Genomic DNA, 13,628 nt, shown 5'->3' with positions numbered 1-13,628 from the left:
GCGGGCCTCCTCGTGCAGCAGGGGGGTGGCGGGGGTCGTCGCGCCGGTCACGGCAGTGCCTTGCGGGCCGTGGCGAAGCGCGGGCGGTTGTTGAGGTCGGGGTGGTCGGCCGCGTCGGCCCAGCCCCGCTCCTCGGCGAAGATCCACGGGACCTGCCCGCCCTGCGTGTCGGCGTGCTCGACGACGACGATGCCGCCCGGCCTGAGGAGCCGGTGGGCGGTGCGTTCGAGGCCCCGGATGGTGTCCAGGCCGTCCTCGCCGGAGAAGAGCGCCATCTCCGGGTCGTGGTCACGGGCCTCGGGCGCCACGTACTCCCACTCGGTGAGCGGGATGTACGGCGGGTTGGAGATGACCAGGTCGACCTGGCCGTCGAGCTCGGGCAGGGCGCTCAGGGCGTCCCCCTGGTGGACGGTGACCCGGGAGCCCTCTGCGTTCTTGCGGGTCCACCGCAGGGCGTCCTCGGACAGCTCGACCGCGTGCACGCGCGAGCGCGGCACCTCCTGGGCCATGGCCAGAGCGATCGCCCCGGACCCGGTGCACAGGTCGACGATCAGCGGCTCGACGACGTCCATCGCCCGGACGGCCTGTATGGCCCAATCCACGACCGACTCGGTCTCGGGCCGGGGCACGAAGACACCGGGCCCGACCTGGAGCTCCAGGTACCGGAAGAAGGCGCGCCCGGTGATGTGCTGGAGCGGCTCGCGCGCCTCGCGGCGGGCGACGGCCTCCCAGTAGCGGGCGTCGAAGTCCGCGTCCTTGACGTGGTGCAGTTCCCCCCGCTTGACGCCGTGCACGAAGGCGGCGAGTTCCTCCGCGTCGAAGCGCGGTGAGGGTACGCCGGCGGCGGCCAGCCGCTGGGTGGCCTGAGCCACCTCGGCAAGCAGCAAGTTCACGCTGGTCCTCCGGGCTGCTGTCGTACGGGGGGTGGAGCGGGCTTCGGTCAGCTCGCGGCGGCGAGCTTGGCCGCGGAGTCGGTGTCCACGCAGGCCTGGATGACCGCGTCGAGGTCTCCGTCGAGCACCTGGTCGAGGTTGTAGGCCTTGAAGCCGGTGCGGTGGTCCGAGATCCGGTTCTCCGGGAAGTTGTAGGTACGGATCTTCTCGGACCGGTCCACGGAGCGGACCTGGCTGCGGCGCACGTCGGAGGCCTCCTGCTCGGCGGCCTCCTGCGCGGCGGCCAGCAGGCGCGACCGCAGGATGCGCATGGCCTGCTCCTTGTTCTGGAGCTGGCTCTTCTCGTTCTGGCAGGAGGCGACCACACCGGTCGGGATGTGCGTGATGCGCACCGCCGAGTCGGTGGTGTTGACGGACTGGCCGCCGGGGCCGGAGGAGCGGTACACGTCGATGCGGAGGTCGTTCGCGTTGATCTCGACCTCGACCTCCTCGGCCTCCGGGGTGACGAGTACACCGGCGGCGGAGGTGTGGATGCGGCCCTGGGACTCGGTCGCCGGGACGCGCTGGACGCGGTGCACGCCGCCCTCGTACTTCAGACGGGCCCACACGCCCTGGCCCGGCTCGGTGGCGCCGTTGCCGCCCTTGGTGCGGACGGAGACCTGGACGTCCTTGTAGCCGCCGAGCTCGGACTCGGTGGCGTCGATGATCTCGGTCTTCCAGCCCACGCGCTCGGCGTAGCGCAGGTACATGCGCAGCAGGTCGCCGGCGAACAGGGCCGACTCGTCGCCACCCGCGCCCGCCTTGACCTCCAGGAGCACGTCCTTGTCGTCGCTGGGGTCGCGCGGGACGAGCAGCAGGCGGAGCTTCTCGGTGAGCTCCTCGCGCTGCTGGGTCAGCTCCTTGACCTCGGCCGCGAAGTCCGGGTCGTCGGCCGCGAGCTCCTTCGCCGTCTCGATGTCCTCGCCCGTCTGCTTCCAGGCACGGAAGGTGGCGATGATCGGGGTCAGCTCCGCGTAGCGCTTGTTCAGCTTGCGCGCATTGGCCTGATCGGAGTGGACCGAAGGGTCGGCGAGCTGCTTCTCGAGGTCGGCGTGTTCGCCGACCAGTTCCTCGACCGCCTCGAACATCGGGGGACTCCTGTGGTGAAAGTGCGGGGGGACTGCACGGGGTGACGGGCTTGAACGACGACAAAGGCGCCGGTCCGGCCGCCCCCGAGTGGACAGGGGGCGGCCGGAGACCGGCGCCTGGGTCGCGCTACTTCTTGGCCGCGCCCTTGCCGAAGCGCGCCTCGAAGCGGGCCACACGGCCACCGGTGTCGAGGATCTTCTGCTTGCCCGTGTAGAACGGGTGGCACTCGGAGCAGACCTCGGCACGGATGGTGCCCTCGGTCAGGGTGCTACGGGTCGTGAACGACGCGCCGCAGGTGCAGCTGACCGCGGTCTCGACGTACTCGGGGTGAACATCGCGCTTCAAGGTGTCTCCTAGATTCGGGAGGGCGCCGGGTCGCAGGAGCCGAATTGCGCACTGCGTGAACCGGGGCCGACAGACCAGTCTGCCAGGACCGGGCCGCCTGTCAAAATTCTGAGGACACCACCCTCAACGGGAGGGGGGCCGGGTCTATTCCGGGCTCCGTTCCGGGGCCTGCCGCGGGGTCCTGCCGGGCTGCGGCGCAGCGGGTCCCGGGCCGCTTCGCCTACCGGACGACGGCCCCGGCCTCGCTCTTGTCGCCGGTGGAGTGCGCGGTGGCGCCGGCGGGGATCGGCCGGTCGGCCAGCAGGGCGTCCCAGACCATGGCGGACTCCTTCGGCAGGGGCGTGACGCGGTTGGCGTCGATCGCGTCCGTGGTCACGGGCAGGGTGATCATCTGGAGGTCGGCGGCGTCGATGCCTTGGAGGCTCTGGGCGAACCCGGCGAGGGACTTCACGTCGCCGAGCGCCTTGTCGGTCGTGAGCGCCTTGGTCCCGGCGTCGGCGAGGTCGAGCAGCTTCTTGGGGCTGTCGAACACGCCGACGCCCTTGACCTGCTTGATCAGCGCCTTAATGAAGGCCTGCTGGAGCTGTATTCGGCCGAGGTCGCCGCCGTCCCCGACGCCGTGGCGGGTGCGGACGAGCCCGAGGGCCTGCTCGCCGTCGAGCCTGTTGGGGCCGGCCGGGAGGTCGAGGTGGCTGTAGTCGTCCTTGATCGGCTTGGTGGTGGTGACCTCGACCCCGCCGAGGGTGTCGACGATCCTCTTGAAACCGGTGAAGTCGACCTCGATGTAGTGGTCCATGCGGATTCCCGACATCTTCTCGACGGTCTTGACCGCACAGGCGGCGCCGCCGACGGTGTAGGCCTCGTTGAACTGCGTGCGGCGACCACCCGGGTCGGACCTCCCCGTACCGGCGACGGCGCACGCGGGGCGGGCGGTCATGGTGTCGCGGGGTATGGACACGATCGCGGCCTTCTGGTGGCCCTCGTAGAGGTGGACGACCATCGCCGTGTCGGAGCGGGCGGAGCCGCCGTCGTCCCGGCCGTACGCGCCGTTGGCGCCGCCGCGGGAGTCGGAGCCGAGGACGAGTATGTCCATCGAGCCGTTGTCGACGTCGGCCGGCCGGTCGGTGCCCAGCACCTGGTCGATGTCGACCGTCTTCAGGTTGCCGTTGAGTTTGACGTAGACGTAGCCCACGCCCGCCCCGCCCAGCAGGAGCACCGCGACGGCGCTCCACCCGGCCGCGGCGACGGCCCGGCGGCGCGCCGCCGGTCTGCGCCTGCGCGGGCCCGCGGCGCTCCGGCCGCTGCCCTTGATGTCCTCGGTCATGGTCTCCTCGGTCCTGGGTCCGGCCTGCGGGTTCCCTGACACAGACGGGCGAATGCGGTGAAGGGTTTCACCGAGGATGCAACCCTCCGTACCGACAATAATCGCGCACGAACCGGGACAGACCTTCCCCGGCCGCCCCTCACCTGCGGTTTCGGGCGCAGGACGGGAGTCCCCGCACGAAGGCGACGTGGCGGAGCTCTCAGGTGTCCCGACGGGCCCAGGACGCCTCCCCGCCGGCGCCGGCGGGAAGCACGGCAGCCCCCGCCGCGGCGTGCGGCGGGGGCTGCTGTGGCGATGCCTCACGGCCGGCGTGGTACGCCGGCCGACGGACCTCAGTCGTCGCTCTTGCCCGACGGGGTCGTCTTCGCGATCTGCATCAGGAACTCCGCGTTCGACTTCGTCTGCTTCATCTTGTCGAGGAGCAGTTCGATCGCCTGCTGCGAGTCGAGCGCGTGCAGCACCCGGCGCAGCTTCCACACGATGGCGAGCTCCTCCGCGTTGAGGAGGATCTCCTCCTTGCGGGTGCCCGACGGGTCGACGTCGACGGCCGGGAAGATGCGCTTGTCGGCGAGCTTCCGGTCGAGCTTGAGCTCCATGTTGCCGGTGCCCTTGAACTCCTCGAAGATCACCTCGTCCATGCGCGAGCCGGTGTCGACGAGCGCGGTGGCCAGGATGGTCAGCGAGCCGCCGTCCTCGATGTTGCGCGCGGCACCGAAGAAGCGCTTCGGCGGGTACAGCGCGGTCGAGTCGACACCACCGGACAGGATGCGGCCGGAGGCGGGCGCCGCGAGGTTGTACGCGCGGCCCAGACGGGTGATGGAGTCCAGCAGGACGACCACGTCGTGACCCAGCTCGACGAGGCGCTTGGCGCGCTCGATAGCCAGCTCGGCGACGGTGGTGTGGTCCTCCGCCGGGCGGTCGAAGGTCGAGGAGATGACCTCGCCCTTGACCGACCGCTGCATGTCGGTGACCTCTTCCGGACGCTCGTCGACCAGGACGACCATCAGGTGGCACTCGGGGTTGTTCGTGGTGATCGCGTTGGCGATCGCCTGCATGATCATGGTCTTGCCGGTCTTCGGCGGGGCCACGATCAGACCGCGCTGGCCCTTGCCGATCGGCGACACGAGGTCGATGATGCGGGTGGTCAGCACGCCCGGGTCGGTCTCCAGGCGCAGCCGGTCCTGCGGGTACAGGGGCGTCAGCTTCTGGAACTCCGGTCGGCCGCGGCCGGATTCGGGCGCCATGCCGTTCACCGAGTCGAGGCGCACCAGGGCGTTGAACTTCTCGCGGCGCTCGCCGTCCTTGGGCTGGCGCACGGCACCGGTGGTGTGGTCGCCCTTGCGCAGCCCCGCCTTGCGGACCTGGGCGAGGGACACGTACACGTCGTTGGGGCCGGGCAGGTAGCCCGAGGTCCGGATGAACGCGTAGTTGTCCAGGATGTCGAGGATGCCCGCGACGGGGATCAGCACGTCGTCGTCGGCGACCTGCGGCTCGTTCGGCGCGAACTCGTCGCGGCCGCGACGGCCCCGGCGGTCGCGGTAGCGGCCGCGACGGCCACGGCGGCCGCCCTCGTCGTCGAAGTCGTCCTGCGGACCGCCGTCCTGGCGGCCCTGCTGGCCCTGGCCCTGACCGCGGCCGCCCTGCTGCTGGCGGTCCTGACGGCCGCCGCCGCCCTGGCCACCCTGCGCGGCCTGGCCCTGACCCTGGCCGCTCTGGCCCTGCTCGTCGGCCTTGGCGCCACGGTCGCGGCGGTCGCGCTGGCGGTCGCCGCGCTCCCGGCGGTCGCGGCGGCCGCGGCCCTCGCCGTCCTGGCCCTGGGCCTGGCCGGCGGAGACCGCCGTGGCGGCCTCTGCCTTGGGCTCGGCGGGCGCGGTGGCGGTGGCGGTGGCGGTGTCGGCCTTCTGCTCGACCTGCACGGAGACGGGGGCCGAGCTCTCCGGGCTGCCGGAGGGCGCCGTGGCGCGGCGGCGGCGGCGTTCGCCGGCCGGGGCGTCGTCTCCCCCGCTCTCGGCCGCGCCGGAGCGGGAGGGGCCTCCTGCCGGCTGGCCCGGGATCTCGATCTGCGTCTGCGCGGCAGGCTTCTCGGCCGGGGCCGCGGGGGCCTCCGCCGGTGCGGCGTCGGCGGCGGCCGTACGGGCCTTGCTGGTGGCGCGGCGCTTCGGCTTGGCCTCGGCGGTGTCCGCGGCGGCGGAGGCAGCGGCCTTGGGGGCACCTCCGCCCGCCTGCGCCTCCTTGATGACCTCGATCAGCTGGCTCTTGCGCATCCGCGCGGTGCCCCTGATGCCGAGGCCGGACGCGACCTGCTGCAGCTCGGCGAGGACCATGCCGTCAAGGCCGGTGCCGGTGCGTCGCCGCCGTCCGGCGGGGGCGGCCGCGGCGCCCGCGGCGGGGGCACTGGTGTCGACAGAGGTGTCGGCAGCGCCCATCAGATCGGTGGTGTCGCTCACGAAGGGTCCTTCCCTGGAGCGGACGTCGGCCTGTCTGGCTCGGCGACCGGTTGTGCTGTCCGACGACGGCCCTAGGTATGGACCGTGCCGGGGCGGTGGTCCGCCGATACGGAGATGCGGCGGAAAGAAACGTGCGTGGGTTCGGCGAGAAGCCCCCGAGCTGAAAGCGTGGGAAAATCACGCCGATTCCGGAGCGTGCTCGAAACTGCTGGAAGCGATCAAAGCAGTCGGGGAGGCTCCCGGAAGAAATGTGGTCCCGGATGGGGACACTGAGCACCGAGCCCTGGCGGCTTCCGATGCGCACTTGAGACTAACACTACCGGATCCAATAGATATTCCCCCTCTCAATCACCGGCAATCGCGTGCTTCCGCGCGGGCGGCCTGCCCTGGCCGCCCGCCCCTGGCCGACTGGTCCTGTCCGAAAGCAGGCCTAGCCGCCCTGGGTGCCCAGCGGAAGTACGCTCGCGCCCGCGGCGTCGAGTGCGAGCCGGTTGGCCGCCCACCCCTCGCCCGCGAGCTGCGCGACCTTGTCGGCCGCGTCGTTGTCGACCAGCGCGAGGACCGTGGGCCCCGCGCCGGAGATGACCGCGGGGATGCCGTCCGCCCGCAGTCGGTTGACGAGTGCCACGCTCTCGGGCATCGCCGGGGACCGGTACTCCTGGTGGAGCCGGTCTTCGGTCGCCGGCAGCAGCAGCTCGGGACGCCTGGTCAGGGCTTCCACGAGCAGGCCCGCGCGGCCGGCGTTGACGGCCGCGTCCACATGCGGGACGGTGCGCGGCAGCAGGCCGCGCGCCGTCTCCGTGAGGACCGGCCGGGAAGGCACGAAGACCACCGGAACGATGGATTCGGCGGGCTCCATCCGGATCGCCCGGGCGCTGCCCCCGTCCATCCAAGCCAGCGTGAACCCGCCGAGCAGGCACGCGGCGACGTTGTCGGGGTGGCCCTCGATCTCGGTGGCGAGCTCCAGCAGCGCCGCCTCGTCGAGCTTCCCCTCGCCGCCTATGGTGACGGCGCGGGCGGCCACGATGCCTGCGCAGATGGCGGCGGAGGAGGAGCCCAGGCCGCGGCCGTGCGGGATCCGGTTGGCGCAGACGACTTCGAGGCCGCGCGGCTGCCCACCCAGCAGGTCGAAGGCGGTGCGCATGGAGCGTACGAGCAGGTGGCTCTCGTCCCGCGGGAGGGTGTCGGCGCCCTCACCCGCGATGTCGATGTCCAGGCCGGAGTCGGCCACCCGGACCACGACGTCGTCGTAGAGCCCCAGGGCCAGGCCCAGGGCGTCGAACCCGGGGCCGAGGTTGGCACTGCTGGCGGGGACGCGCACCCGTACGGCGGCGGCGCGGAACGCTGGACCGGCCATCGTCCGATGACACTCCTTGTGACTGTGCGAGAACTTCGCTCTTCGCTGGCTCGCTGTGAATGTACTGGAGAACGTACGACACCCGAAGGCCCTCGGGGCAGCACCGCAGTCATATGCGCGGTGGCGGATGTAAGTACAGCCTATCGAAGGAAGGTTCTCTCGCGACATAGGGCGCACAGGAGGCGCACGATGCGTGTCGCGGGCTTCGACCGGGTTGGACCCGCTTCGGCCGCACTTCGGTCGTCGTACGGGGTGAGTTGCCGGGTCCGGAGGACCCCTGGAGCGCCGTCACGGCACTCGGAGGACCTCCGGGCCCGGCCCCGCACGGGCGTGCGTCAGACCAGGCCGAGGCGCACCGCGGCGGCTTCGGCGTCCACCGGAACGGTGACCGGCTGCGGCGCGCCGGCGACCGCCCAGTCGGGGTCCTTGAGGCCGTTGCCGGTGACGGTGCACACGATCCGCTGGCCCGGGTCCACCAGGCCCAGCTCGGCGGCCTTGAGCAGGCCGGCTACGGAGGCGGCCGAGGCGGGCTCGACGAAGACGCCTTCCTGGGCGGCCAACAGCCGGTAGGCGGCCAGGATCTGACGGTCCGTCACCTCGTCGATGAAGCCGCCGGACTCGTCCCGCGCGGCCAGCGCGTGGTCCCAGGAGGCCGGGTTCCCGATGCGGATCGCGGTGGCGACGGTGTGCGGCTCCTTGACGACCTCGCCGCGCACGATGGGCGCCGAACCGGAGGCCTGGAAACCCCACACGCGAGGCGTACGGGAGGCCAGGCCGTCGGCCTTGTACTCCTTGAAGCCCTTCCAGTACGCGGTGATGTTGCCGGCGTTGCCCACCGGCAGCACGTGCACGTCCGGGGCGTCGCCGAGCGCGTCGACGATCTCGAACGCGGCCGTCTTCTGGCCCTCGATGCGCACCGGGTTGACGGAATTGACCAGCGCCACCGGGTAGTTGTCGGACAGCGCGCGGGCCAGGTCCAGACAGTCGTCGAAGTTGCCGTCCACCTGAAGGATCTTGGCGCCGTGCACGAGGGCCTGGCCCATCTTGCCCAGCGCGATCTTGCCGCGGGGCACGAGCACCGCGGAGACCATCCCGGCCCGCACCGCGTAGGCGGCGGCGGAGGCCGAAGTGTTGCCGGTGGAGGCGCAGATGACGGCCTTCGCGCCCTCTTCCTTGGCCTTGGTGATCGCCATGGTCATACCGCGGTCCTTGAAGGACCCGGTGGGGTTCGCCCCTTCGACCTTGAGGTGCACCTCGCAGCCGGTGCGCTCGGACAGCACCTGCGCGGGGACGAGGGGAGTGCCGCCCTCGCGGAGCGTGACCACCGGAGTCGTGTCCGTCACCGGCAGGCGGTCCCGGTACTCCTCGATGATGCCGCGCCACTGGTGGGTGCGATTGCTGCTCATGGGTCCTTACTCCCCTTCAACACGCATGATGCTGGCGACACCGCGGACGGTGTCCAGCTTCCGCAGCGCCTCGACGGTCCCGGAGAGGGCGGCGTCGGGCGCGCGGTGGGTGACGACGACGAGGGACGCCTCGCCGTCCTTGCCCTGCTGGCGGACGGTGTCGATGGACACACCGTGCTCCGCGAACGTCGTCGCCACCTGGGCGAGGACGCCCGGCTTGTCGGCCACATCGAGGCTGATGTGGTAGCGGGTGACGACATCGCCCATGGGGCTGACCGGCAGCTGGGTGTACGCCGACTCGCCGGGCCCCGTTGCCTCGGCGAGCTTGTTGCGGGCGACGGCGACAAGGTCGCCGAGGACCGCGGACGCGGTCGGGGCGCCGCCCGCACCGGGCCCGTAGAACATGAGCCGCCCGGCGGCCTCCGCCTCGACGAAGACGGCGTTGTACGCCTCGCGGACGGACGCGAGCGGGTGGCTGAGCGGGATCATCGCCGGGTGGACGCGGGCCGTGACGGACGCCCCGTCCGCGGCGCGCTCCAGGATGGCCAGGAGCTTGATGGTGCAGCCCATCCGCTTGGCGGAGGCGAAGTCCGCGGCGCTGACCTCGGTCATGCCCTCGCGGTACACGTCGTCCAGACGGACGCGGGTGTGGAAGGCGATGCCGGCCAGGATCGCGGCCTTGGCCGCGGCGTCGTAGCCCTCGACGTCGGCGGTCGGGTCGGCCTCGGCGTACCCGAGGGCGGTGGCCTCGTCGAGCGCCTCCTGGTAGCCGGCGCCGGTCGAGTCCATCTTGTCGAGGATGAAGTTCGTGGTGCCGTTGACGATGCCCATCACCCGGTTGATCTTGTCGCCGGCGAGGGACTCGCGCAGCGGGCGGATCAGCGGGATGGCGCCGGCGACGGCGGCCTCGTAGTACAGGTCGAGCCCGGCCCGCTCGGCGACGGCGTGCAGCGCGGCGCCGTCCTGGGCGAGCAGCGCCTTGTTCGCGGAGACCACCGAGATGCCGTGCTCGAAGGCGGTGGTGATCAGGGTGCGGGCCGGCTCGATGCCGCCGATGACCTCGATGGCGATGTCGATGTCGCCGCGTTTGAGGAGGGCGGTCGCGTCGGTGGTGATCAGCGCGGGATCGATGCCCTCGCGCACCTTGGAGGGGCGGCGGACCGCCACGCCGGCGAGCTCGACGGGCGCACCGATCCTCTGCGTGAGGTCGTCGGCGTGCGTCGTCATGATGCGAGCCACCTCTGAGCCGACCACTCCACAGCCCAGCAGCGCCACCTTCAGCGGACGCGTACGCATCATTCGACCTACGCCTTTCGATCTTCCATCATTACCCCGCGCGCGGTTTGCACGCGGGGTGTGAACCAGTCTCACCCAATGGACAGCACTTTCCACCTTCGGTCCATTGGCTGAGACACCTATTTCATTATCCGACGTCGAGTCGCAGGAGATCTTCCTCCGTCTCGCGGCGAACGATCACTCGGGCCTGCCCGTCACGCACGGCGACGACGGGCGGGCGGAGCGCGTGGTTGTAGTTGCTGGCCATGGAGCGGCAGTACGCGCCGGTCGCGGGCACGGCGAGGAGGTCACCGGGCGCCAGGTCGGCCGGCAGGAAGGCGTCCTTCACGACGATGTCGCCGCTCTCGCAGTGCTTACCGACGACGCGGACGAGCATCGGTTCGGCGTCGGAGGTACGGGACACGAGCGCGATGGAGTATTCCGCGTCGTAGAGGGCCGTACGAATGTTGTCGGACATCCCACCGTCGACGCTGACGTACGTACGCAGCCCCTCCAGCGGCTTGATCGTCCCCACCTCGTACAGCGTGAACGCGGTCGGACCGACGATGGCGCGACCGGGCTCGACCGAGATCCGGGGAGCGCGCAGCCCGGCGCTCTCGCACTCGCGGGCCACGATCTCGGTGAGGGCCTTGGCGATCTCGTGCGGCTCGCGGGGGTCGTCGCCGGAGGTGTAGGCGATGCCGAGGCCGCCGCCGAGGTCGATCTCGGGCAGTTCGATGCCGTGCTCGTCACGGACGGCGGCGAGCAGCCGCACGACGCGCTTGGCGGAGACCTCGAAGCCGGCCATGTCGAAGATCTGGGAGCCGATGTGCGAATGGATCCCCAGCAGCTCCAGCGAGTCGTGGCCGAGGACACGGCGCACGGCCTCGGCGGCGGACCCGTCCGCGACGGCGATGCCGAACTTCTGGTCCTCGTGGGCGGTCGCGATGAACTCGTGCGTGTGCGCCTCGACGCCGACGGTCACGCGAATCTGCACCGGCTGGCGTACGCCCAGCTCACGGGCGATGTGCGCGACCCGGACGATCTCCTGGAAGGAGTCCAGGACGATCCGGCCGACGCCGGCCCCGACGGCCCGGCGGATCTCCTCCCCGGACTTGTTGTTGCCGTGGAAGGCGATCCGGTCGGCGGGCATGCCCGCGGCGAGGGCGGTCGACAGCTCCCCGCCGGAGCACACGTCGACGTTGAGCCCCTCTTCCTTCAGCCACTTCACGACGGCCTTGGAGAGGAAGGCCTTCCCGGCGTAGAAGACGTCGGCGTCCTTGCCGAAGGCGTGCGCCCAGGCCCGGCAGCGCGACCGGAAGTCGTCCTCGTCGAGGAAGTACGCGGGCGTCCCGAACTCCTCGGCGAGCCTGGTGACTTCCATGCCGCCGACGGTGACGACGCCGTCGTCCCCGCGCCGGACGGTCCGGGCCCAGACCTTCTCGTCGAGCGCGTTCAGGTCAGCGGGCGGCGGGGAGTAGTGCCCTTCGGGCAGGACGTCGGCGTGGCGGGGCCCGGCGGGGTGCGCGGAACGGCTCATCGGCTTCTCTCTTCGCGGTTCATAGGCGTTCGGGTGCGTCCAAGCCGAGCAGGGCCAGGCCGCCGGCCAGCACCGTCCCGGCGGCTTCGGCGAGTGCCAGCCGGGCGCGGTGGGCGGCCGAGGGTTTCTCGTCCCCCCGGGGCAGTACGCGGTACTGGAAGTCGAGCAGCGCATCGGCCAGCTCGACGAGGTGCCGGACGAGCCGCTCGGGCGCGCAGTGGTGCGCGGCGGCCTCCAGGACGAGGGGATGGTCGGCGAGGAGCCGCAGCAGGGCGGCGGCGTCGCCGACCTCGCCCGCCTCGGGCCGGAAGCCCAACTGCTCGGCGTTGCGTACGAGGGCCCGGCTGCGTGCATGGGCGTACCGGACCCGGAAGAACTCGCTGGCCTCGCCCTGGTGCAGCAGCAGGTCGGAGAAGGACGGAGTCTCCCGGGCGGGCGTGGCGAGCATCGCCCATCGGGCGGCGTCGGCCCCGTAGCGGGCGACGACGTCGCCGTCGCGCTGCGCGATGGGAGCGACGGTGACAGCGATGGCGGGGGCGGCGGAGTCGGGAGAGGTCAGAGCGCCGGTGGAGGCGGCAGGGGCGGCCGGCGTGCGCACGGACCCGATCTCACCCTGGACGCGCAGGAGCCGCAGAACGCTCCGGCGCACCACGCGCTCACGGGGCCCGAGCCCGCTCTCGTCGCCGTGGACGGTCCGCACGGCCCGGCCTCGGACATCCCGGCCGATCACGTCGGCCACGACCGCGGGCGCGGAGGGGGCGGGCAGCACGAAGTTGAGGAACCCCGCTCCGGTGACCTCGACGCGCTCGATCCCGGGCTCGGCCCCGAGCCGGCGGGCCAGTACGTCGGCCACTCCACGGGGCGGGCATCCGGCGGCCTTGGCGACCTGGAAGGCGACGGGGGTGGCATAGTCCCCCACCCCGCCGGGCCGGGTCCGCTCGACGACGACCCGCTCGGGCGCGGCCGCACCCGCGGCGAGCTCCCCGTCGGCGACGGCGCAGCGCACGGCGCGTACGACGCAACGGGAGAGGTCTGCGGGGGTCACGGGACCAGCCTAGGGGAGGCGCCCGGTCATCCCACGAAGGGTTTCGCCATGTGAACAGCAGCCCCCGCGGGCCGACCGCGACTCAGCCGCGGCCCCTCCCGGCGGGTGCCCCTCTCCTCCCGTCGCGCCGGTCCTTGCGCTCGATGAGCCGGCGCACGACCCGTACGAGCTCGGTGGGCTCGAACGGCTTGGCGAGGAAGGCATCCACCCCGGCCGCGATCCCGGCCTCGACCTCCTGCTGCGTACAGGCGCTGACGATGGCCACGGGCACGTCCCGGGTCCGCGGATCGGCCCGCAACTGCGCGGCGGCCCCGAACCCGTCCAACCGGGGCATGACCACATCAAGAGTGATCACGTCAGGGCACACCCGGTGCGCCACGTCCAGGGCCTCGGCACCATCGTTCGCGGTCACGACCTCGAAGCCCTCCAGCTCGAGATTGACCTTGATCAGCTGCCGGATCACCTTGTTGTCGTCGACAACGAGGACCCGGCCAGAGACGCCTGGCACAACTCGAGAGTAGGTCGGCGCGGGCCCCCGCGTCCGGGTTTTTGCCACTTCCACCCCGTGCGGGCAACCCATGTCCCCGTCCCCCGCACATCGGTTCCTGATCACCCCGCGGAAGCTGGTAGTGTTCAACCCGTCGCCGCACGACGAGCGACACGCCCCCGTAGCTCAGGGGATAGAGCAACGGCCTCCGGAGCCGTGTGCGCAGGTTCGAATCCTGCCGGGGGCACTTCACAGGAAGTGCCACAGAAGCCCCTGACCTGCAGAAATGCGAGTCGGGGGCTTTCTTGTTCATGCCAAAACTCACATGGCGCAAATGGCCGTTGCACTAACCTCGATCTTTCGTGATGGTCCGTCGGCTTC

Annotated in this window: 11 protein-coding genes and 1 tRNA gene; 1 reads left to right on the top strand and 11 read right to left on the bottom strand. The window is 71.5% G+C overall.

From position 1 onward, the window contains the following. Positions 1–47: 47 nt before the first annotated feature. From prmC to R4Z63_RS22540, 11 genes are all read right to left on the bottom strand, one after another. On the bottom strand, positions 48–893 hold the full coding sequence (prmC, locus tag R4Z63_RS22590) for a peptide chain release factor N(5)-glutamine methyltransferase (RefSeq protein ID WP_030853584.1): 846 nt from the start codon (positions 891–893) through the stop codon (positions 48–50). A 47-nt stretch (positions 894–940) separates the two neighbouring features. Next, positions 941–2,020, bottom strand: coding sequence for a peptide chain release factor 1 (gene prfA / locus R4Z63_RS22585; RefSeq protein ID WP_384445489.1), 1,080 nt, complete (start codon positions 2,018–2,020; stop codon positions 941–943). A gap of 127 nt (positions 2,021–2,147) precedes the next feature. Further along, positions 2,148–2,366 (bottom strand): 50S ribosomal protein L31, encoded by a 219-nt coding sequence (rpmE, locus tag R4Z63_RS22580; RefSeq protein WP_030008686.1) that lies wholly within the window; start codon positions 2,364–2,366, stop codon positions 2,148–2,150. A gap of 220 nt (positions 2,367–2,586) precedes the next feature. After that, the gene (locus R4Z63_RS22575; RefSeq protein ID WP_384445487.1) at positions 2,587–3,690 is read right to left on the bottom strand and encodes an LCP family protein; all 1,104 of its coding nucleotides are present in this window, start codon (positions 3,688–3,690) and stop codon (positions 2,587–2,589) included. A 332-nt stretch (positions 3,691–4,022) separates the two neighbouring features. Then, entirely contained in the window at positions 4,023–6,137 is a 2,115-nt protein-coding gene (gene rho, locus R4Z63_RS22570) for a transcription termination factor Rho (RefSeq protein WP_384445485.1), read from the bottom strand. 430 nt (positions 6,138–6,567) lie between these two features. Beyond that, on the bottom strand, positions 6,568–7,494 hold the full coding sequence (gene thrB / locus R4Z63_RS22565; RefSeq protein WP_037927902.1) for a homoserine kinase: 927 nt from the start codon (positions 7,492–7,494) through the stop codon (positions 6,568–6,570). 335 nt (positions 7,495–7,829) lie between these two features. Continuing rightward, positions 7,830–8,900: a threonine synthase gene (gene thrC, locus R4Z63_RS22560; protein ID WP_037927899.1), complete on the bottom strand. Its 1,071-nt coding sequence runs from the start codon at positions 8,898–8,900 to the stop codon at positions 7,830–7,832. Between the two features lie 6 nt (positions 8,901–8,906). After that, positions 8,907–10,196 (bottom strand): homoserine dehydrogenase, encoded by a 1,290-nt coding sequence (locus R4Z63_RS22555; RefSeq protein WP_037928613.1) that lies wholly within the window; start codon positions 10,194–10,196, stop codon positions 8,907–8,909. Between the two features lie 127 nt (positions 10,197–10,323). Then, positions 10,324–11,715: a diaminopimelate decarboxylase gene (gene lysA / locus R4Z63_RS22550; RefSeq protein ID WP_384445483.1), complete on the bottom strand. Its 1,392-nt coding sequence runs from the start codon at positions 11,713–11,715 to the stop codon at positions 10,324–10,326. 19 nt (positions 11,716–11,734) lie between these two features. Next, positions 11,735–12,760 (bottom strand): ArgS-related anticodon-binding protein NrtL, encoded by a 1,026-nt coding sequence (gene nrtL, locus R4Z63_RS22545; protein WP_384445481.1) that lies wholly within the window; start codon positions 12,758–12,760, stop codon positions 11,735–11,737. 82 nt (positions 12,761–12,842) lie between these two features. After that, positions 12,843–13,340 carry a response regulator gene (locus R4Z63_RS22540; protein WP_384445479.1) on the bottom strand — a complete coding sequence of 166 codons (498 nt, stop codon included), beginning with the start codon at positions 13,338–13,340 and terminating at the stop codon, positions 12,843–12,845. 82 nt (positions 13,341–13,422) lie between these two features. On the opposite strand from R4Z63_RS22540, the gene R4Z63_RS22535 reads away from it, so the two are divergent. After that, positions 13,423–13,494 (top strand) — tRNA-Arg (locus R4Z63_RS22535). Positions 13,495–13,628: the final 134 nt, after the last annotated feature.

The organism is Streptomyces sp. PL-29 (genome assembly GCF_058344425.1).
This window is presented reverse-complemented; position numbering and strand designations above follow the sequence as displayed.

Bases quoted from the DNA above. Each gene is read 5' to 3' on its own strand.
- prfA (WP_384445489.1), bottom strand. From the start codon at position 2,020: ATGTTCGAGGCGGTCGAGGAACTGGTCGGCGAACACGCCGACCTCGAG.
- R4Z63_RS22575 (WP_384445487.1), bottom strand. From the start codon at position 3,690: ATGACCGAGGACATCAAGGGCAGCGGCCGGAGCGCCGCGGGCCCGCGC.
- thrB (WP_037927902.1), bottom strand. From the start codon at position 7,494: ATGGCCGGTCCAGCGTTCCGCGCCGCCGCCGTACGGGTGCGCGTCCCC.
- thrC (WP_037927899.1), bottom strand. From the start codon at position 8,900: ATGAGCAGCAATCGCACCCACCAGTGGCGCGGCATCATCGAGGAGTAC.
- R4Z63_RS22555 (WP_037928613.1), bottom strand. From the start codon at position 10,196: ATGCGTACGCGTCCGCTGAAGGTGGCGCTGCTGGGCTGTGGAGTGGTC.
- lysA (WP_384445483.1), bottom strand. From the start codon at position 11,715: ATGAGCCGTTCCGCGCACCCCGCCGGGCCCCGCCACGCCGACGTCCTG.
- R4Z63_RS22540 (WP_384445479.1), bottom strand. From the start codon at position 13,340: ATGGGTTGCCCGCACGGGGTGGAAGTGGCAAAAACCCGGACGCGGGGG.